The organism is Roseateles puraquae, from assembly GCF_002205845.1.
GTDB lineage: Bacteria > Pseudomonadota > Gammaproteobacteria > Burkholderiales > Burkholderiaceae_C > Pelomonas > Pelomonas puraquae.
The window spans coordinates 187196-206103 of record NZ_NISI01000009.1; the positions used below are offsets into that span (position 1 = coordinate 187196).

Here is an 18908-nt window from a genome sequence, read left to right on the forward strand (position 1 = left end):
CTGACTCCAGGCCCCAAGGACTGCCATGAACGCACCTCAAGACAAAGCCTCTGCCGCGCCTCAGCCTGCCGACAACGGCAAGAAGAGCGGCCCGCCCGTGCCGTTGATGATCGTCGGCGCGCTGTTGCTGATCGGGGGCATCGGCCTGGGCGGTCGCATGTGGTGGCGCAGCCAGCATTTCGTCGAGACCGACAACGCCTTCGTCGCCGGCCGTATCCACCCGGTGGCCACCCGGGTGGCCGGCGTGGTCACCGAGATGCGCATGCAGGACAACGCGGTCGTCAAGGCTGGTGACGTGCTGCTGCGGCTGGACCCGGCGGACGCCGCGGTGCAGATCGAGCGGCTGAAGGCGCAGGTCGCGCAGGCTGACGCGGCCATCGCCACCAGCGGCGCGCAGGTGGCGCAGGCCAAGGCACAAGCGGCCGCGACCGGCTCGCAAGTGGCCCAGGCCGAGGCGGTGCTGGCCCGCACCGAGCTGGACGCCAAGCGCAGCCAGGCCCTGTTCGGTGCCGAACTGCGCGCCACCAGCAAGCAGGAACTCGATGCCGCCCTGGCTGCCCGTGACGTCGCCCGCGCCGACCTGGCAGCCCGCAAGGCCAGCGCCAATGCGGCCAAGGAGGCTGTGGCCGCCGCCGAGAGTGCCCGCCAGTCGGCCGCGGCGCAAAAGGCTGCCACGCTCGCCCAATTGAAGGATGCCCAGAATCAGCTTGGCTATGTGGAGGTCAAGGCAGCGAGTGACGGCCGCATCGGCAAGCGCACGGTCGAGGTGGGCCAGCGCGTGCAGCCCGGGCAGCAGCTCGCCGCCATCGTCGAGCCCGAGACCTGGATCGTGGCCAACTTCAAGGAAACCCAGCTGGCTCGCATGAAGCCCGGCCAGAAGGTGCATGTGAAGGTGGACGCCTTCCCCGGCCAGGACCTGCTGGCCAAGGTCGACAGCTTCTCGCCCGCGTCCGGTGCCAGCTTCGCGCTGCTGCCGCCCGACAACGCCACCGGCAACTTCACCAAGATCGTCCAGCGTGTGCCGGTCAAGCTGGTGTTCGAGCCCGAGAGCCTGAAGGCCCTCGGCGAGGCAGCGAACCGCATCGTGCCGGGGCTGTCCGTCCAGGTCGAAGTGGAAGTCAAAGAGTAAGCCGGGGCCGGCATGGGCAACGAAAACTACCTGCCACCGCCGCCTGGCGAGAAGGTCAGCGGGCGCACCTGGCTTGCCGTGCTGGCCAGCCTGCTGGGCGCCTTCATGGCGGTGCTGGACATCGCCATCACCAACTCGTCGCTGCGCGACATCCTCGGTGCGCTGTCGGCCACGCAGGAAGAGGGCTCTTGGATCTCCAGCGCCTATCTCGTGGCCGAGATCGTCGTCATCCCGCTCGCGGGCTTCCTGGCGATGGTGTTCTCGACGCGCCGCTACCTGATCGTCAACGTGGTGCTGTTCCTGGTCTTCAGCACGCTGTGCGGCATGGCCTGGAGCCTGGAGAGCATGATCGCCTTCCGCGCCGCGCAGGGCTTCACCGGCGGCGTGATGATCCCGATGGCGATGACGCTGGTCACACGCAAGCTGCCGCTGAAGAAGCGCCCGATCGGCCTCGCTCTGTTCGGCATGACGGCCACGCTGGCCCCGACGCTGGGCCCGACGGTGGGTGGCTACCTGACCGAGCTCTACGGCTGGCCCAGCATCTTCTACATCAACTGGGTGCCGGGTGTGCTGCTGGTGCTGGGCGTGAGCATCGGCCTGGACAAGGAGCCGATGAACCTCAAGCTGCTGCGCGATGTGGACTGGTGGGGCATCGTCTTCATGGCGGTGGGCCTGGGCTCGCTGACCGCGATGCTGGAAGAGGGCAACGCCAAGGACTGGTTCCAGAGCCGCTTCATCATCACGGCGGCCGTGCTGGCGGTGGCGGGCATCTATGGCTGGGCCTGGCGCGGCCTGACCCGCAAGAACACCTTCATCGACCTGCACATCCTCGGGCGGCCGAGCTTCCTGATCGCCGGCGTCATCGCGTTCACCACCGGCATGGGGCTGTACGGCTCGGCCTTCATCCTGCCGCTGTACCTCGGGCAGATCGCCAACTACACGCCGATGCAGATCGGCCTGGTGATCATGTGGATGGGCCTGCCACAGCTCTTCATCATGCCGTTCGCGGCCAAGCTGTCGACCAAGCTGGACAACCGCGTGATGATGAGCCTGGGCCTGGCGCTGTTCGCAACGTCCTGCTTCATGAACACCCACATGAGTGCCGACACCGCCGGCCCCGAGCTGATCGCGGCGCAGATCGTGCGGGCGCTGGGCCAGCCGCTGATCATGATCACGCTGACCAATTTCGCCGTGAACGGCATCCCGCCGAACCTGCTGCCCAGCGCCTCGGGCATGTTCAACATGATGCGCAACCTCGGCGGCTCGGTGGGCATCGCCACGCTGGCCACGCTGCTGACCAACCGCGAGCACCTGCACAGCGCCCGCATCGGCGAGGCCGTCAACCTCTATGAGCCCGCCACCCAGGCCCGGCTCGATGCCCTGGCGCAGAACTTCTCAGCCAAGGGCTTCGATCCGGTCGCCGCGCAAGACATGGCCCTCAAGGCGCTGGACAACGTCGTGCGCCGTGAGAGTTTCGTGATGGCCTACAACGACGCCTTCCTCATCCTCGGTATCGCGCTGGTCAGCTGCGTGGCCATTGTCTGGATGAGCAAGAAGGTGATGGGCGGCGCTGCGTCGGCGGAAGCCGCTCACTGAATCCGGGAGATCAACACATGATCCGACTCAACACTGTTCTCACCCTGGTCGCCACGGCGGCCCTGACCGCCTGCACCACGCTCGGCCCCAATTACCAGGCGCCGGCCCCGAATGCGCCTGCCAACTATCGCGCGGTGGCCTCCTCCGCGGGTGCCGAGCTCCAGCGCGACTGGTGGCTGGTGTTTGGCGACGCCCAGCTCAATGCCCTCGAAGCCCAGGCCTTGCAGGCCAGCCCGACGCTCGCCGCTGCGGCGGCGCGCATCCAGCGGGCACGCGCCGTGTTCGGTGCCACGCAGGCCGACGAACTGCCGCGCGTGGACGTCGGCGCCTCGGCCGGCGGCCTGCGCACCTCGGCCAAGGCCACGACCACCCCGGTGCTCAATGGCCGCGCGATCACCTTCGAAGGCGAAAGCTTCGGCCTGCAGGCCAGCATCGGCTGGGAGCTGGACCTTTGGGGCCGCGTGAAGCGCCAGGCCGAAAGCGCCCAGGCACAGCTGGATGCGTCCACGCTGGATGCCGCCGCCGCCCGCGTGGCACTGACAACCGACGTCGCGGCGGCCTACTGGCAGTGGCGCGCGCTGGCTGACGAGGCGGCTGCCTTGCAGCGCCTGCGCGACAGCCGCGCCAAGGCCTTCCAGGTGGCGCAGACGCGCTTTGATGCTGGCGCCTCCACGACGCAGGATCTCGAGCGAGTGCGCGCCGAGCTCGCGGCGGCCGACGCCGACGTGGCCGACCTGCCGCGCCGCCAGGCCCTGGTGCTCAACCAGATCGCCGCCCTGACGGGACAGGCCGCGGCTGACTTGAAGCTGGAGGCCAACGGCACGCTGCCGCTGCCGCCGGCCATCCGCGCCGGCCTGCCGTCCGAACTGCTGCAGCGCCGCCCCGACCTGGCCCAGAGCCTGGCCCAGCTGCATGCGGCGACCGCCCAGGTCGGCATCGCTGAAGCGGCGTTCTACCCCTCCATCAAGCTCACGGGCAGCTTCGGCTATTCCAGCGAAGACCTCGGGTCGCTCATCTCGGCACCGGCGCGCCTGTACAACATCGGCCCGAGCATCTCGCTGCCGCTGTTCGAGGGCGGGCGCAACAAGGCCAATCTGGCGGGCGCCAAGGCCCAGGTGGACGAGTCGCTCGCGGGCTTTCGCGGGCGCATGCTGCAAGCGCTGCGCGAGGTGGACGACGCCCTGGCCGAGCTGCAGGGGCGCGCCGCCACGATGGACGCGCAAAACCGCACGCTGGCCTCCAGCAGCCAGGCCCTGGCCGTGGCCCGCAGCCGCTATGACAAGGGTGCGGTCAGCTACCTGGACGTGACCGAGGCCGAGCGCACACCACTGGCCACGGAGCGCGCGCTCGCGCAATTGCGCGGTGCCCAATGGGCGGCCACGGCGCAGCTCGTGAAGGCGCTGGGCGGTGGCTGGGCGCCGGCCGACACCGCGACGACAGCCTCCGCCGCGCGCTGACGCTGGGCCGGCTCAGGCGAGCGGCAGGATGACTGCGGCCATGCGGGCCGCAGCGCCCCGGTGCGCCTGGGCGAACGCTGAGCCGCGGCGCGACATCAGCGCCTGTGCGTCGGCATGCTGGCAGAGCTGCACACCGGCATCGATCGCGTGTGACAGGTCTGCGCAGCGTTGGGCCGCCCCCGCCGCCAAGGCCAGTTCGGTTGCTTCCGCGAAGTTGAAGGTGTGCGGCCCGGCCAGCACCGGGCAGCCGCAAGCGGCGGCCTCGATGAGGTTCTGCCCGCCCAGCGGCTCGAAGCTGCCGCCCAGCAGGGCCACGCGGGCCAGGCCGTAGTACAGCGGCATTTCGCGCATGGAGTCGCCCAGCCAGACATCCGCGGCAGCGGCCTGCGGCGGTGGGGCATCTCCCCAGTGGCTGCGCCGAGCCAGGCTGAGGCCGGCGGCGGCCACCAGCCCGGCGACCTCGTCGAAACGCTGCGGGTGACGCGGCACGATGGCCAGCAGCGGCCGTGGCGCCGGCTGCCGGCGCCAGCAATCGAGCAGGGCGGCCTCTTCGCCTTCGCGGCTGACCGCCAGCATCAGCACCGGGCGCCCCACCTGTGCTGCCCAGGCCTGGCCCCTTGCGACGAGGGCGGGGTCGACGGCGATGTCGTACTTGAGGTTGCCGGCCACTTCCACGCGGGCCGTGCCCATGGCGCGGATGCGCTCGGCGTCGGCCTGTGTCTGGGCCAGCGCCAGCGTGATGCGACGGGCGGCGGGCCGGAGCAGGGCGGCGAAGCGGCGGCCTTGGCGCAGGCTCTTCTCCGACAGACGCGCATTGGCCAGCACCATCGGTACGCCGGCGCGCTCGCTCTCGCGCTGCAGCACGGGCCAGACCTCGGTTTCCATCAGCACGCCCAGCCGAGGGCGCCAGTGGCGCAGGAAGCGGCGCACCGCGCCAGGCGTGTCGTACGGCAGCCAGGCCATGGCATCGCCCTCACGCAGCAGCGCCTGGGCAGCCTCGCGTCCGGTGGCGGTGGAATGGGTCAGCAAGATGCGCAAGCCCGGCTCCTGCTCGCGTAGCGCGGCAATGAGTGCGCTGGCGGCCCGGGTCTCGCCCAGCGAGACCGCGTGCACCCACAGGCGCCCGGGCTCAGGGGCAGCGCCCCGGTACCAGGCGAGCCGGCCGCGCAGGTCTTGCCGGTACAGCGGCTCCTGCGCACCGCGGCGCCACAGGCGCAGCAGGTACAGCGGCGTCAGCAGCCGCAGGGCGGCCGCATACAGGGCCAGGGGCAGGCCCTCAGGCATCAGGGGCCTTTGCGAGCCAGGTCATGCGCGGCCTTCAGGCGCAGCATCACGGGCTGGTTCAGCTCGCGGCTGACGGGGTTCCACAGCTTCACTTGCCGGTCGATCTCGGTCTGCAGTCGGGCAGCGGTGGCGGCGTCTCCGGTGGCCAAGGCCCAGATCGAATACTCGGCATGGGCTTCAAAGCTGCCAAAGCGTTGCACCGCCTGCTCGAAGGCCTCGCGCGCCTGCGCCTGCTCACCGGTGCCGGCCAGGCAGCGAGCCAGCAGCAGGAGCACCTGGTCGGGGCGGTAGTCCGGGCGGTCGGCCTGCAGTTGCCGCAAATGGGGCAGGGCTTGGTCAAAGCGCTGGCATTCCACATGGGCACGGGCGGCGCCGAAGCGCAGGTCCGGGTCGCTGGCGAAGGGTCCCTTGAGCGCCGCGTCGTAGCGCTCGGCGGCCTCCTTGGCTTCACCGGCCTGCAGCAGCGCTTCGGCCAGGCGCATCTGGTTCTGGGCTGATGGGGACACGTCAAAGGCCGCGCGCGCCTCGCGCACGGCCCGGCCCGGGTCCATGGCGCGCGCCGCGGCGCTGACGGCCTTGAACGCACCGCGCTCCAGGCGGGAATTGGGCAGGTACACGGCGAAGAAGTACACGGCGCTGCCCAGCAGGGGGAAGGCGAACAGGATGAACAGCCAGTAGAGCTGCTGCCCGCTGCGCACGACGTGCACGGCGCACAGCAGCGCGATCAGGATGTGAAGGCCGCCGATGACGGGCATGGTGTTTCTCCCTGAAGAAATGGCGCCGTGAGACATGACAACGCGGCTCTGTGGCCGCGTGCGTGTTGTCAGTGTCCGGCTGCGAAGGTGGCGTCGGGTTTGACGCGCTTGAGCTGGGCCAGCACGTCATGCTGGATGCGCTCCAGCGCCTCGGGCGTGTGGCCCTCGAAGCGCAGCACCAGCACCGGCGTGGTGTTGGACGGGCGGATCAGGCCGAAGCCGTCGGCGTACTCGAAACGCATGCCGTCAATCGTGTTGATCTCCAGCGCGCCGGGCAGGTCGGCCAGCGACACCAGTTCCTTGAGCTTCTTGACGACCTCGTGGTGCTCGCCTTCGGCGCAGGGCACGTTGATCTCGGGCGTGTTGAAGCTGTTGGGCAAGGCCTTCAGTACGGCGCTCGGGTCCTTGGCGCGCGACAGGATCTCCAGCATGCGGCCGGCGGTGTACATCGCGTCGTCAAAGCCGTACCAGCGCTCGTTGAAGAAGATGTGGCCCGACAGCTCGCCAGCCAGCGGGGCGCCGGTTTCCTTGAGCTTGGCCTTGGCCAGGGAATGGCCGGTCATCCACATCAGCGGCTTGCCGCCATGCTTCTTGATCCACGGGGCCAGGCGCTGGGTGCACTTGACGTCGAAGATGATCTCGGCACCCTTGTTGCGCTTCAGGATGTCGGCGGCCAGCAGCATGATCTGGCGGTCGGGCATGATCATCTCGCCGTCGGCGGTGACGATGCCGAGGCGGTCGCCGTCGCCGTCGAAGGCCAGGCCCAGCTCCGCGCCGGTGGCGTGCACGATGCGCTTGAGGTCTTCGAGGTTCTCGGGGCGGCTCGGGTCGGGATGGTGGTTGGGGAAGTCACCGTCGACCTTGGAATAGATGTCGATGACGTCGCAGCCCAGCGCGCGCAGGATGGCGGGCGCGGAGGCGCCAGGGATGCCGTTGCCGCTGTCCACCACCACCTTCATCGGGCGCGCCAGCTTGCAGTCGTTGACGATGCGGGCCGCGTACTCGGCGCCGACGTCCATCTTGGCGACGCGGCCCTTGCCCTTGGCGTAGTCCTCGGCCTCGATGCGCCGCTTCAAGCCCTGGATCTGCTCCCCGTACACGGCGGCGCCCTTGAGCACCATCTTGAAGCCGTTGTAATCCTTGGGGTTGTGGCTGCCGGTGACCTGGATGCCCGAGCTGCAGCCGTGCTTGCCGCGCGTGGCAGCCACGTAATAGAGCATCGGCGTGGTGACGGCACCGATGTCGACGACGTCGAGGCCGGTGGACTTCAGGCCGCGGATGAGGGCTGCCACGAGGCCGGGGCCCGACAGGCGGCCGTCGCGGCCCACGGCCACGGCCTTCTCGCCGGCGGCCTTGGCTTCGGTGCCGAAGGCACGGCCCAGGTGCTCGGCAAGTTCCTCGTTCAAGGTCTGGCCGACGACGCCACGAATGTCGTAGGCCTTGAAGATGGATGCGTGAACCTGCATGGATGCCTCGGAGTGAACGGGTTTGAAAATCGCGGCGGATTGTAGGCATGCGGGCCTTGTCGATCCGTCACGCCAGCTGTCGATCCGTCGTTCATCCATGGGGGTGGGGCTGGCCGCTTCCTACACTCCGGCTCCATGACCTTCACCGAAGAATTCGCCCAGGCGCTGCGCAACCAGCGGGTGCTGATGAAGCACCGGCCGGACCGATTGCGGTTTCGCGTGCTGATCTACTTGACCTGGACGCTGGGCTTCGGCAGCTTTTTTGCGGTCTTCGCAGGAATCCAGGGGCGGCACCTGGGCACCTTCCGCTGGTGGACGGAGAGCCTGCCCGTCAACATGGTCGTCAGCCTGTGCGTGACGCTGTGCTTCTTCTTCGGCTATCGCGGCTTCGAGCTGCTGGCGCCGCAGCGTTGGCTGGACGCCATCATGGGCTGGCGCGACTGGCGCACCGGCGTGTTCTATTCGACGTTCTCGATCTGCATGGCGCTGCTGGGTGTGATCGGGGGCATGTTCGTCATCGATTTCATCTGGGGCATTAACCGCCCGCTGCAGAAGATCCTGGGCAGCATCGGCTTCTGGCGCGAGTTCTTCATCATTTCGGGGCTCATCACGATCGGCCTGACCCTGCGCTACCGCGCCCGCTGGAAGCAGGAGCAATTGCAGGCGCGCGTCACCGAAGCGCAGCTGAAGCTGCTGCAGGGGCAGATCGAGCCGCACTTCCTGTTCAACACGCTGGCCAATGTGCAAAGCCTGATCGACTTCGACCCCGAGCGGGCCAAGGTCATGCTGGAGCGCTTCACCGACTACCTGCGGGCCAGCCTTGGCCAACTGCGGGGTGACACGACGACGCTGGCCCAGGAGTTCGCGATGCTGGAGGCCTACCTCGCACTGATGCAGTTGCGCATGGGCGAGCGGCTGCGCGTCACGCTGGCGCTCCCGCCGGAACTGCGGGACGTCGAACTCCCGCCGCTGCTGGCCCAGCCGCTGGTCGAAAACGCCATCCACCACGGGCTTGAACCCAAGATCGAAGGGGGCCATGTGCTCGTGTCGGCCCGGCAGCTTGACGGCCAACTGGTCATCGAGGTGGCCGACGATGGCCAGGGCCTCGACGGCCCGCGCCGCCGCGGCGGCAACGGGGTGGCGCTCGACAACATCCGCGCCCGCCTGACGGCCCGCTACGGCACCTCAGCCCGCCTCGAACTGCGGCCCCGCGACGGCGGCGGCACCCTGGCCCTGATCCAATTTCCCCTGTCCACGACGACCCCATGACCACTGCCCTCATCGCCGACGACGAGCCGCATCTCGTCCAGTACCTCAAAGCCCAGCTCGCCCAGGCCTGGCCGGAGTTGCAGGTGATCCGCACCGCGGCCAACGGGGTCGAGGCGGCTGAAGCCATTGCAGAGCTGGAGCCGGACCTGGCGTTCCTGGACATCCAGATGCCTGGCCTGACTGGCCTGGAGGTGGCCCAGGGGATCGAAGGCAGCACGCGCGTGGTGTTCGTGACGGCCTACGACCAATACGCCATCGAGGCCTTCGAGGCACGGGCGGTCGACTACCTGCTCAAGCCCTTGAAGACCGAGCGCCTGGCAGCCTGCGTCGCGCGCCTGCGGCAGGCGGCGCCCGAGAACGACGGAGCGCTCGCCGAGACCCTGCGACGAATCCTGCCCGCGGCGGGCGCCGGCAACCCGGCGCGGCTGCGCTTCGTGCGTGCCGCCCAGGGCGAGCTGATGCACCAGATCCCGGTGGGTGACGTGCTGTTCTTCCATGCCGACGACAAATACACGGTCGTGCAGACGGCCACCGCCGAGCACCTGATCCGCACGCCCATCTTCGAGCTCGCCGGCCAGCTCGACCCGGAGCTGTTCTGGCAGGTGCACCGCTCCACCATCATCAACCTCGACCACCTGGCCGGCACGCGGCGTGACGAGCAGAGCCGCCTGTTCGTGCGGGTGCGCGGGCATGCCCGTGAACTGCCGGTGAGCCGGGCTTACGTGCACTTGTTCAAGGCCATGTAAAGCGCTGCTGCGGCGGTAGAGTCAGGGCATGCCGCTGGCCCGCCGCACCCTGCTGATTGCCCCGCTGGCCACGCTGTCGCCTGCCTGGGCCACGACGGAACTGCAGTGGGTGGCCGGCGACCTGCCGCCCTTTGCTTGGGACGCGCCGGGCGGAGGCCGGGGCTTCGCGCATGATCTGGCCCTGGCCATGGCCGAGCGCCTGGGCCGCAAGGGCAGCGTCGTCTACGTGCCGTGGGCCCGCGCCGTGCGCATGGCCCAGCAGGGGCCGGGCTACGGCGTGTTCCCGCTCGCCCGCACCCCGGACCGTGAAGCCGCCTTCCAGTGGCTGGTGCCGCTGATGACGGTGCGTTACGGCCTGTACACCCTGGCCACCGAGTCGCGGCTGAGCCTGCCGGAGCTGCGCCCGATGCGCGTCGGCGTGCTGCGGGGTTCACCCATCGTCGCCAACCTGCGTGGCGACGGGTTCACGCAGATCGTGGAAGGCAAGGACTACCGCGACCTGTTGCGACTGCTGCGCAATCGCACGCTGGACGTGATCTACGCCGGGACACCGATGCTGGAGGCCGCGATGGACCAGTACGACCACGCCCGCATGCTGTTCGCGCTGCAGGCCACGCTGGGCGAGGCGACGCTCTACATGGCGGCGTCCTTGTCGCTCGACGCGCAAGAGGCGCAGCGTTGGGTGTCGGCCTACCGGCAGCTGGAGAAGGAAGGCGCCGTCAGCCGGCTTCGTCGTCGTTACATCCGCTGAGGTCGGCGGCGCGCGAGGGGCATGTCCGAAAACTGCCAGGATGTGGCACCAGCGCCTCCTAGACTGGCGCCATGTTCACCGACCTGCTGCCCCCCGATGCCGCCTACGCCGCGCTGCAGGCGCATGACGCGCGCTTCGACGGCCGGCTCTACGTGGGGGTGACTTCCACGGGCATCTACTGCCGTCCGGTCTGCCGCGTGCGGCTGCCGCGCCGGGAGAACTGCCGCTTCTTCCCGACCGCCGCCCAGGCCGAGGCTGCCGCGTTTCGCCCCTGCATGAAGTGCCGGCCGGAGCTGGCGCCGCGCGCGCTGCCCTGGACCACGGCCGATGCCTCCCGCACGCTGGCCCAGCAGGCCGCCGCGTGGTTGGATGATTGCGACGACGCCGATGCCAGCGTGGAGGACCTCGCGCGCCACCTGGGCATCACGAGCCGCCACTTGCGGCGCATCTTTCAGGCTGAGCATGGGGTGTCGCCGCTGCAGTACCTCCAGACCCGCCGTCTGCTGCTGGCCAAGGCGCTGCTGACCGACAGCCAGCTGTCGGTGCAGGACGTGGCGTATGCGGCCGGCTTCGCCAGCTTGCGGCGCTTCAATGCTGCGTTTCTGGCGCACTACCGGCTGCAGCCCACCGCCTTGCGGCGCGTTGGGCGGGATGCCGCCGCACCGGCACCGGCCTCGCGGCTGCGGTTGAGCTATCGCATGCCCTACGACGTCGACGGTGTGCTGGCCTTCCTGGCACCGCGTGCCGTGGCGGGCGTGGAGGTGGTGACCGCGGGAGCCGTCACGCGCACCGTCTCGGTCAGCCATGGCGGTACCCGCCATACGGGCTGGCTGCGGGCGGACTTCGATCGGGCCGGTGAAGTCGGGCTGAGCTTGTCGCCGGACTTGTGGCCTGCGGTCGGCGCCTTGCTGCCGTTGCTGCGGCGCTGGCTCGACGTGGATGCCGACCCCGAGGCCATCGCGGCGGCCCTGGGCGAAGGCGGTGTGCCCGGCCAGCGTTTACCGGGCTGCCTGGACCGCTTCGAACTTGCCGTGCGGGCTGTGCTCGGCCAGCAGGTGACGGTGGCCGCGGCCAGGACGCTGGCCGGCCGTTTCGTCGAGCGCTTCGGTGCCCGGCTGGCGGGCGCACCGCCCGGCTGCGACCGCCTCTTTCCGCCGCCGGAGCGCATCGCGGCGGCCACGCGGGACGAGATCGCGTCGCTCGGCATCATCGGACGCCGCGCCGAGAGCCTGATCGCACTGGCCCAGGCCTGGCCAACGCTGGCCTTCGCCCGCCGCGAGGGGACGCCTGACGCCGCGGCGGCCGAGTTGGCGCAGATCCCGGGCATCGGCCCCTGGACCGCCGGCTACATGCTGATGCGCGGCTGGCCCTGGCCCGACGCCTTCCCGCCGGGCGACGTGGTGCTGCGCAAGGCCCTCAGCGGCGACGGCCCGCCGCTGTCGCCCAAGGCCTACCTGGCCGCTGCCGAGCGCTACCGCCCTTTTCGCAGCTACGCCGTGCTGCACCTCTGGAGACACGCATGACCCCCCAGCATCACATCCTGCAACGGCGCATCGACACCCCGCTCGGGCCCCTGACCGCCACGCGCAGTGCGGCGGGCCTGTCAGGCCTGTGGTTCGATGACCAGAAGCATCATCCCGGGCCGCTGGCCGTGCCGGTGGATGACGGCAGCGACCCGGTCCTGAGCGCCGCAGCCGTCGCCTTGGCTGCCTACTTCGCCGGGCAGCCCTACCGCTTGCCGGCGCTGGACCCATCCGGCACCGAGTTCCAGCGCCAGGTCTGGCAGGCCTTGCTGACGATCCCGGCGGGCCAGCCTGCGAGCTACGGCGAGCTGGCCCAGCGCCTGGGCCGTGCCAGCGCCGCACGTGCCCTGGGCGCAGCCGTCGGCCGCAACCCGATCTCGGTGCTGGTGCCCTGTCATCGCGTCGTCGGGGCCGATGGTTCTCTGACCGGCTATGCCGGCGGGCTGGCGCGCAAACAGGCGCTGCTGAGCCTGGAAGGGCGGGGCGCATGAGGGCGTTCGACATCGGCGAGCTGGTGCTGCTGGCAGCGCTCTGGGGTGCGTCTTTCCTGTTCATGCGACTGGGCGCTCAGGAATTCGGGCCGATTGCGCTGGCGGCGGTGCGGGTGGGGCTGGCCAGCGCGATGTTGGTGCCGCTGCTGGCGGCCCGTGGGCAGCTGGGGGAGCTGCGCCAGCATTGGCGGGGCCTGCTGGTGGTGGGGGCGCTCAACAGCGCGATTCCGTTTGCGCTGTTCTCCTTTGCGGCGCTGTCTATCACGGCGGGGCTCTCCAGCATCGTGAACGCCACCACGCCGTTGTGGACGGCCATCGTGGCCTTCGTGTGGATGCGCCAGGGGCTGACGCGCTGGCGCGCGCTGGGTCTCGTGATCGGCTTTGCGGGCGTGGCCTTCCTGGCCTGGGACAAGGCCAGCTTCAAGCCCGGCGCTGACCACACCGGCTTCTGGGCGGTGCTGGCCTGCGCGGCGGCGACGCTGTGCTACGGCATCGCCGCCAACGCGACCAAGCGCTATCTGGCCGGCGTGTCGCCGCTGGCGGTCGCCACCGGCAGCCAGCTCTCCGCGGCGGTGATGCTGGCGGTGCCGGCGGGTGCGTTGTGGCCGTCCACCTGGCCCGGCGTCACCGCCTGGCTGGCGGCTCTGGCGCTCGCGGGGCTCTGCACGGCCCTGGCCTACATCCTGTACTTCCGGCTGATGAGCCGTGTGGGGCCGACGAATGCGGTGTCGGTGACCTTCCTGATTCCGTTGTTCGCGATGCTGTGGGGCGCGCTGTTCCTGCGCGAGGCCGTCACGGCGCAGATGGTGCTGGGCGGTGGCATCGTCCTGGTCGGGATAGCGCTCGCACTGGGGTTGGTGGGGTCGAAGGCACGTTGATCGGAGGGGGCCTTCTCTCTGCGGGACTCCCGGGGTGGCGAAGCTGAGCGAACGGTGATAGCGTGCCGCCGCACAACAATTGGTAGCGCTACCTGCGAGCGGTGCGCGCGCCTTCCGGAGACAGCATGCCTTTCGATCTTTCACTGCGCCGCGCTCTCGGCGCGCTGGCCCTGCTGGCCGCGCCGTGGCTGGCAGGCCCGAGCCTTGCCCAACCCTCGGGCGGCCCTTACGGTCCGGTGCCGAAGCGCTATGAGGTGCCCCAGGCGGCCCGGGTCTACTACGTGTCACCCGATGGCCGGGCCGACGCACCCGGCACCTCGCTGGCGCAGCCGACGACGATCGAGTCCGCCATCAGCCGGGTCGTCACAGGCGACGCCATCGTGCTGCGCGGCGGCACCTACCGGACCGGCGGCCTTCAGTTGAACCAGGGCGTCACGATCCAGCCCTACCTGGACGAGGTGCCGGTCTTCAAGGGCACGCGCGTGGCCACCGAATGGCAGGCGCTGGGCCACAACGTCTGGCGTACGCGCTGGGCCACGCTGTTCCCGGCCGAGCCCCTGGGCTGGTGGCATCGCGATCGCGAAGGCATGCTGACGCCGCTGCATCGGTTCAACAACGACATGGTGTTCGTCGACGGCCAGCCCCTGCAGTCCGTCGGCTGGGCGGGCGAACTGGGCGAGAAGGGCTTCTACATCGACTACGCCCGCGGCGAGGTCTACATCGGCATCAACCCGGCCGGCCGCAGCATCGAGATCACCGCGCACGACATCGCGCTGCACCGGCCCTCGCGCCCGGTGCATGGCAAGCCTTCCGACCGCCGCGGGCCGACGCTGCGTGGCATCACCTTCACGCAATACGCCTACCGGGCCATCGACATCGAGGGCAAGAAGCCGTCGACGCGAGTGTCCGAAGAACCCACCGACGACCCCGTCGGCCCGACACCGGAGAGCGACTACGGCAAGGAGGTCGTCGGCACGCTGCTGGAGAACGTCACGATCAGCCATTGCTCGCGCGTGGCGGGCTACTTCCGCGGCGACCGGCTCGTCATCCGCAACTCGCTGATCTCCGACACCGGCACCGAGGGCATCTACGTGATCGGCTCGTCCGACGTGCTGTTGGAGCGCAACCTGATCCGCCGCAACAACGTGGCGCGGCTCACCGGCTACTACCCGGCGGCAGTCAAGATCTTCAACCAGTCCCACCGCGTGACGGTGCGCGACAACCTCGTCATCGATCAGCCGCATTCCAACGGCGTCTGGTGGGACGTGGGCAACCAGGACGGCGTGTTCGTCAACAACCACGTCGAGGGCACGCAGGCGGGCTTGTTCTTCGAGATTTCAAAAGGTGTGACGGTGGCGGGCAACGTCTTCCTGAACAACCAGCAGGGCGTTCGCATCCTGAACAGCTCGGGCGCCAAGATCCACCACAACACCTTTGTCGACTCGCCCGTGCTCATCGACCGCAACGAGCGCAGCGCGCAGGGCGACCACTTCGGCTGGCACCCGCAGACCGGGCCCGACGTGCAGGCGCGCGTCGGCCATGTGTTCGAAGGCAACCTGCTGGTGGCGAGCGCGGCGGTGAAGGGCCCGCTGCTGCGGGTGGAGCAGGCACCCGTCACCTGCGGCAAGGTCACGGCGCCGATGCTGTCGCGCGTGGATGGCAACGTCTACCTGCGCGCTGGTACCGGCCAGCCGCTGGTGAGCTGGGCGCCCGTGGCCGGCACGGCCTGCCAGGCGCAATTCGCGACGCTCGATGAGTTCCGCCAGGTAGTGCCCGGCGTGGAGCCCCGGGGACGCGCGTTACCAATGCCGGATGGCGCAGTGTTCCGCAGCCCGGAGCTGCGCCGCTTTGAGCTCGCCTGGATGCCAGAGGGCGTGCGACCGGCGCCGGTTGCCGCGTCGCTGCGGCAGTTGCTGGGCTGGACCGCAGCGGAGCACCTGCCCGGCGCGTATTGAGCGCCATCGGCGCTTCGCTCAGCGCGTCAGCCAGCGCCTGAGCGAAAAACTCACCCCGTCCACCACGGCCACCAGCACCAGCATGGCCGCGAGCACCGTGGCGGTCTTGTCCATCTGGAACAGGCCCATGTGGTACATCAAGAGCTGCCCCAGGCCGCCGGCGCCGACCACGCCCAGCACGGCGGCGGCGCGGATGTTGTTCTCCCAGCGGTAGAGGGTGTAGCTCATCAGCTGCGGCAGGACCTGCGGCAGCGTGGCGTAGAGGAAGACGCGCAGCGTGCCCGCACCCTGGATGCGCAGCGCGCCAGCCGGCCCGGGCGGCGCGTTCTCGATGGCTTCGGCGAACAACCGGCCCAGCACGCCGCTGGTGTGGATGGCCAGGGCGAGCGTCCCGGCAAAGGGCCCCAGGCCTGCGCTGATGAGCAGCATCGACGCCCACACCAATTCAGGCACCGAGCGCAGCGCGTTCAACAGCAGCCTCACGCCGCCCCGGGCGGCACCGGGCAGGCGGCTGGCCGGCAGCGCCATGGCCACGCCGGCCAGCGCGGCCAGCACGGTGCCCAGGGCTGACATGGCCAAGGTCTCCCAGGCGCCTTGCGCCACCTTGGCGACGAAGCCGGGGCTGGTGTCCGGTGGCACGAACTCGCCGAGGAATTTGCGCATGCTGGCCAGCGCCTCGCCCGACAGGAAGCTGCCCAGCTTCAGGTCCAGCGAGGCGAAGCTGGCCACCACCAGGGCGAGCACGCCAAGCACCAGCCAGGCCGCACGGCTGCGCGCATCAAAAAGGGGCGGTGGCAGGCGGTAGCGGAGATTGGCCGCCTTCTGGCGTGAGGAGGTCATCCGAGCGCCTTTCTCAAGGCCGCGCTGAGCTGGTCAGCCAGCGCCACGAGGGCGATGAACACCAGCAGCATGGTCATGACCTCGCCGCCGGCAAACATCTTCATCGAGCTGTCCATCTGCTGCCCCAGGCCGCCGGCACCGACGAAGCCCAGCACCACCGAGCTGCGGATGGCGCATTCCCAGCGGTAGACCGTGTAGCTGGTGAGTTCGGCTGCGTTCTGCGGCAGCAGGCCATAGGCAAAGGCCTGCAGGCGGCCGGCGCCGTTGCGCAGCAGGGTCTGGGTGACCTGGGCATCGCCGCTCTCCAGGATCTCGGCGTAGACCTTGCCCAGCATGCCGCCGTAGGTGAGCGCAATCGCCAGCACGCCAGCCGCGGGCCCGAGGCCGACGACGCGCACGAAGACCAGCGCCCACACCAGCTCCGGCATCGAGCGCAGCAGGATTAGCAGCAGCCGCACGGCCTGGCGTACGACCCAGGGCAGGGCGGCCATGCGGCCGGTCAGGGCCGAGATGGACAGCGTGCGCGTGGCCAGCAGCGTCAGCGGCACCGCGATCAGCAGGCCGAGCGCGATGCCGGCCGTGGCGATGGCGATGGTTCGCCAGGTGTCGCGCGCGCGGTCAATCAGGAAGTCGTAGCGGAGTTCCGGCGTCAGAAAGCCGCTTACGAACTTCGCTGTGACGCGCAATGAATCCGGCTCCAGCAGCAACCACGGCCTGAACTCTGTGGCCTGTAACAGCGGCCACAGGGTCACCAGGCCCGCGAGCATCATCCCCACGCGCCCCAGCCAGGCCGGGTCGCGCTGCGCCGGGCTCATCGGCATTGCATCACCACGGGCGGTGCCGGCATGGGTGGGTCGTCCGCGGGCGGGGCCCCGCGCAGCTCGTGCTCATGAGAGGCGTAAAGCTGCGCCAGGCGCTCGGGCGTGACCTGCCCGGCCGGCAGGTCGAACATCAGCCGGCCTTCGCGCAGGCCCAGGATGCGCGGGAAGTTGGCCAGCGCCGCGTCGACCTGGTGCAGGGTCGCGACGAGCGACACGCCGCGCTGGCCCGCCTCACGCACCAGGGCCGACACGGCTTGTTGCGCGCGGGCCGGGTCCAGGGCTGACAGCGGCTCGTCCACCAGCCACAGCCGGGCCGGCGACACCAGCGCGCGGGCCAGGCCCACCCGCTGGCGTTCGCCGCCGGACAGCCGGTCCACACGCTCGAAGAGCTTGTCCCCGAGGTCGAACACCTCCAGCGCGGCATCGGCAGCCGGGATGTCGACCGGGTAGAACAGGGAGCGCAGGGCGGTCCACAGGCTCCAACTCGGCAGGCGGCCGGCCAGGACCGCGGTGACGACGCGCTGGCGGGGTGGCAGCGGTGGTACCTGGGGCACAAGGATGAGTCGGCCACGCAAGGACTGCAGCAGGCGCCGTGGCAGCTGCCACGGGGCGGTGTCGTCGAGCTGCAGCTCTCCCGCTGACGGCGGCCGCGCGCAGGCCAGCACCTCCAGCAGGGTCGTCTTGCCGGCACCCGAGGGGCCGATGACGGCCAGTTGCTCGCCCGCGGCGATGTCCAGCGTCAGGCCGGCGAGCGCGTCGCGGCTGCCGCGGCGCGCGGTGGCATGGCGGGCCGACAGGTTTTTCAGGCTGATCTTCACGGGCCGCACTCTATCGGTAGAGTGACGGCATGAATGCACCTGCCTCCACAAACCCGAGCGCCGAACCCCGCCTGACGTCCCTGTCCCATGGCGGCGGCTGCGGCTGCAAGATCGCCCCGGGCGTGCTGTCCGAGATCCTCAAGGGCACCACGGCCCTGCCGATGCCGAAGGAACTGCTGGTCGGCATCGAGACCTCGGACGATGCCGCGGTCTACCAGCTCAACGACGAGCAGGCCCTGATCGCGACGACCGACTTCTTCATGCCCATCGTCGACGACCCCTTCGACTTCGGTCGCATCGCCGCCACCAACGCGATCAGCGACGTCTACGCGATGGGCGGCCGTCCGATCATGGCCCTGGCGCTGGTGGGCATGCCGATCAACGTGCTGTCCACGCAGACCATCGGGCGCGTGTTGGAAGGCGGCGCCGCGGTGTGCCGGGCGGCGGGCATCCCGGTGGCCGGCGGCCACACCATCGATTCGGTGGAGGCCATCTACGGCCTGGTGGCCCTGGGCCTGGTGCACCCGAAGCGCGTCAAGCGCAATGCCGATGCACGGCCGGGTGATGTGCTGGTGCTGGGCAAGCCGCTCGGCGTGGGCGTGATGAGCGCAGCGCTCAAGAAGGGCGAGCTCGGGGATGAGGGCTACGCGCGCATGATCGACACCACCACCCGGCTCAATACTCCCGGGCCGAACCTGGCGGCCATCGACGGCGTGCATGCGCTGACCGACGTGACGGGCTTCGGCCTGGCCGGCCACGGGCTGGAGCTGGCGCGCGGCTCGGGCTGCACGGTCGAGATCGACTGGCGCAGCGTGCCGCTGCTGCCCGGGGTGCGTGAGCTGGCCCAGCGCGGGTTCGTGACCGGCGCGTCAGGCCGCAACTGGGCGGGCTATGGACAGGACGTGGGCCTGCCGGCTGACTTCGCGGCTGAAGACCGTGCGCTGCTGACCGACCCGCAGACCAGCGGTGGGCTGCTCGTCTCGTGCACGCCGGCGGCGGTGGATGCGGTGATGGCCACCTTTGCGCAGCATGGCTTTGCGGCGGCAGGCGTGGTGGGCCGGGTGCTGCCCCGCGGCGCGCATGCGCTCAGCGTGCAGGGCTGAGCGCAGCCGCCAGCCTCCGCCAGGAC

General features: G+C 69.9%; 17 protein-coding genes. 11 read left to right on the forward strand and 6 right to left on the reverse strand.

From position 1 onward, the window contains the following. The first annotated feature begins 25 nt into the window (after window positions 1–25). From CDO81_RS19990 to CDO81_RS20000, 3 genes are read left to right on the forward strand one after another with little or no spacing between them, the layout of a single operon-like run. Window positions 26–1129: an HlyD family secretion protein gene (locus CDO81_RS19990; RefSeq protein ID WP_088484985.1), complete on the forward strand. Its 1104-nt coding sequence runs from the start codon at window positions 26–28 to the stop codon at window positions 1127–1129. A gap of 12 nt (window positions 1130–1141) precedes the next feature. Further along, window positions 1142–2725, forward strand: coding sequence for a DHA2 family efflux MFS transporter permease subunit (locus CDO81_RS19995; protein ID WP_088484986.1), 1584 nt, complete (start codon window positions 1142–1144; stop codon window positions 2723–2725). 17 nt (window positions 2726–2742) lie between these two features. Next, complete coding sequence (locus tag CDO81_RS20000) at window positions 2743–4182, forward strand: efflux transporter outer membrane subunit (RefSeq protein WP_088484987.1); 1440 nt, start codon at window positions 2743–2745, stop codon at window positions 4180–4182. A 12-nt stretch (window positions 4183–4194) separates the two neighbouring features. Here CDO81_RS20000 and CDO81_RS20005 read toward each other — a convergent pair whose 3' ends face one another. The 3 genes from CDO81_RS20005 to CDO81_RS20015 all read right to left on the reverse strand — a co-directional run bounded on the left by CDO81_RS20005 (window position 4195) and on the right by CDO81_RS20015 (window position 7687). Continuing rightward, window positions 4195–5466, reverse strand: coding sequence for a 3-deoxy-D-manno-octulosonic acid transferase (locus tag CDO81_RS20005; RefSeq protein ID WP_088484988.1), 1272 nt, complete (start codon window positions 5464–5466; stop codon window positions 4195–4197). Next, window positions 5466–6221: a tetratricopeptide repeat protein gene (locus tag CDO81_RS20010; protein WP_088484989.1), complete on the reverse strand. Its 756-nt coding sequence runs from the start codon at window positions 6219–6221 to the stop codon at window positions 5466–5468. The genes CDO81_RS20005 and CDO81_RS20010 overlap by 1 nt, the downstream gene beginning before the upstream one ends. Before the next feature lie 68 nt (window positions 6222–6289). Then, entirely contained in the window at window positions 6290–7687 is a 1398-nt protein-coding gene (locus CDO81_RS20015) for a phosphomannomutase/phosphoglucomutase (protein ID WP_088484990.1), read from the reverse strand. 135 nt (window positions 7688–7822) lie between these two features. Here CDO81_RS20015 and CDO81_RS20020 point away from each other — a divergent pair, with 135 nt between their 5' ends. From CDO81_RS20020 to CDO81_RS20050, 7 genes are all read left to right on the forward strand, one after another. Next, window positions 7823–8956, forward strand: coding sequence for a sensor histidine kinase (locus CDO81_RS20020; protein ID WP_088484991.1), 1134 nt, complete (start codon window positions 7823–7825; stop codon window positions 8954–8956). Beyond that, entirely contained in the window at window positions 8953–9702 is a 750-nt protein-coding gene (locus CDO81_RS20025) for a LytR/AlgR family response regulator transcription factor (protein ID WP_088484992.1), read from the forward strand. Before CDO81_RS20020 ends, CDO81_RS20025 begins: the two co-directional genes overlap by 4 nt. Before the next feature lie 28 nt (window positions 9703–9730). Next, window positions 9731–10453, forward strand: coding sequence for a substrate-binding periplasmic protein (locus tag CDO81_RS20030; RefSeq protein WP_088484993.1), 723 nt, complete (start codon window positions 9731–9733; stop codon window positions 10451–10453). Between the two features lie 71 nt (window positions 10454–10524). Continuing rightward, entirely contained in the window at window positions 10525–11976 is a 1452-nt protein-coding gene (locus tag CDO81_RS20035) for an Ada metal-binding domain-containing protein (RefSeq protein WP_088484994.1), read from the forward strand. After that, on the forward strand, window positions 11973–12467 hold the full coding sequence (locus CDO81_RS20040) for a methylated-DNA--[protein]-cysteine S-methyltransferase (protein ID WP_088484995.1): 495 nt from the start codon (window positions 11973–11975) through the stop codon (window positions 12465–12467). Before CDO81_RS20035 ends, CDO81_RS20040 begins: the two co-directional genes overlap by 4 nt. Further along, window positions 12464–13345, forward strand: a complete 882-nt coding sequence (locus CDO81_RS20045) for a DMT family transporter (RefSeq protein ID WP_088484996.1) — start codon at window positions 12464–12466, stop codon at window positions 13343–13345. The genes CDO81_RS20040 and CDO81_RS20045 overlap by 4 nt, the downstream gene beginning before the upstream one ends. 125 nt (window positions 13346–13470) lie before the next feature. Further along, entirely contained in the window at window positions 13471–15300 is a 1830-nt protein-coding gene (locus CDO81_RS20050; protein WP_088484997.1) for a right-handed parallel beta-helix repeat-containing protein, read from the forward strand. Between the two features lie 18 nt (window positions 15301–15318). Here the strand turns inward: CDO81_RS20050 and phnE are convergent, their stop codons facing one another. From phnE to CDO81_RS20065, 3 genes are read right to left on the reverse strand one after another with little or no spacing between them, the layout of a single operon-like run. Beyond that, on the reverse strand, window positions 15319–16140 hold the full coding sequence (phnE, locus tag CDO81_RS20055) for a phosphonate ABC transporter, permease protein PhnE (RefSeq protein ID WP_088484998.1): 822 nt from the start codon (window positions 16138–16140) through the stop codon (window positions 15319–15321). Further along, the gene (locus CDO81_RS20060; protein ID WP_088484999.1) at window positions 16137–16955 is read right to left on the reverse strand and encodes a PhnE/PtxC family ABC transporter permease; all 819 of its coding nucleotides are present in this window, start codon (window positions 16953–16955) and stop codon (window positions 16137–16139) included. Before CDO81_RS20060 ends, phnE begins: the two co-directional genes overlap by 4 nt. Next, window positions 16952–17779, reverse strand: a complete 828-nt coding sequence (locus CDO81_RS20065; RefSeq protein WP_088485000.1) for a phosphonate ABC transporter ATP-binding protein — start codon at window positions 17777–17779, stop codon at window positions 16952–16954. The genes CDO81_RS20060 and CDO81_RS20065 overlap by 4 nt, the downstream gene beginning before the upstream one ends. A 29-nt stretch (window positions 17780–17808) precedes the next feature. Here CDO81_RS20065 and selD point away from each other — a divergent pair, with 29 nt between their 5' ends. After that, a complete protein-coding gene (gene selD, locus CDO81_RS20070; RefSeq protein ID WP_088485001.1) occupies window positions 17809–18882 on the forward strand; it encodes a selenide, water dikinase SelD in 1074 nt (357 codons plus the stop codon). The last annotated feature ends 26 nt before the right edge of the window (window positions 18883–18908 follow it).

Bases quoted from the DNA above. Each gene is read 5' to 3' on its own strand.
- CDO81_RS19990 (WP_088484985.1), top strand. From the start codon at position 26: ATGAACGCACCTCAAGACAAAGCCTCTGCCGCGCCTCAGCCTGCCGAC.
- CDO81_RS19995 (WP_088484986.1), top strand. From the start codon at position 1,142: ATGGGCAACGAAAACTACCTGCCACCGCCGCCTGGCGAGAAGGTCAGC.
- CDO81_RS20000 (WP_088484987.1), top strand. From the start codon at position 2,743: ATGATCCGACTCAACACTGTTCTCACCCTGGTCGCCACGGCGGCCCTG.
- CDO81_RS20005 (WP_088484988.1), bottom strand. From the start codon at position 5,466: ATGCCTGAGGGCCTGCCCCTGGCCCTGTATGCGGCCGCCCTGCGGCTG.
- CDO81_RS20010 (WP_088484989.1), bottom strand. From the start codon at position 6,221: ATGCCCGTCATCGGCGGCCTTCACATCCTGATCGCGCTGCTGTGCGCC.
- CDO81_RS20015 (WP_088484990.1), bottom strand. From the start codon at position 7,687: ATGCAGGTTCACGCATCCATCTTCAAGGCCTACGACATTCGTGGCGTC.
- CDO81_RS20020 (WP_088484991.1), top strand. From the start codon at position 7,823: ATGACCTTCACCGAAGAATTCGCCCAGGCGCTGCGCAACCAGCGGGTG.
- CDO81_RS20025 (WP_088484992.1), top strand. From the start codon at position 8,953: ATGACCACTGCCCTCATCGCCGACGACGAGCCGCATCTCGTCCAGTAC.
- CDO81_RS20030 (WP_088484993.1), top strand. From the start codon at position 9,731: ATGCCGCTGGCCCGCCGCACCCTGCTGATTGCCCCGCTGGCCACGCTG.
- CDO81_RS20035 (WP_088484994.1), top strand. From the start codon at position 10,525: ATGTTCACCGACCTGCTGCCCCCCGATGCCGCCTACGCCGCGCTGCAG.
- CDO81_RS20040 (WP_088484995.1), top strand. From the start codon at position 11,973: ATGACCCCCCAGCATCACATCCTGCAACGGCGCATCGACACCCCGCTC.
- CDO81_RS20045 (WP_088484996.1), top strand. From the start codon at position 12,464: ATGAGGGCGTTCGACATCGGCGAGCTGGTGCTGCTGGCAGCGCTCTGG.
- CDO81_RS20050 (WP_088484997.1), top strand. From the start codon at position 13,471: ATGCCTTTCGATCTTTCACTGCGCCGCGCTCTCGGCGCGCTGGCCCTG.
- phnE (WP_088484998.1), bottom strand. From the start codon at position 16,140: ATGACCTCCTCACGCCAGAAGGCGGCCAATCTCCGCTACCGCCTGCCA.
- CDO81_RS20060 (WP_088484999.1), bottom strand. From the start codon at position 16,955: ATGAGCCCGGCGCAGCGCGACCCGGCCTGGCTGGGGCGCGTGGGGATG.
- selD (WP_088485001.1), top strand. From the start codon at position 17,809: ATGAATGCACCTGCCTCCACAAACCCGAGCGCCGAACCCCGCCTGACG.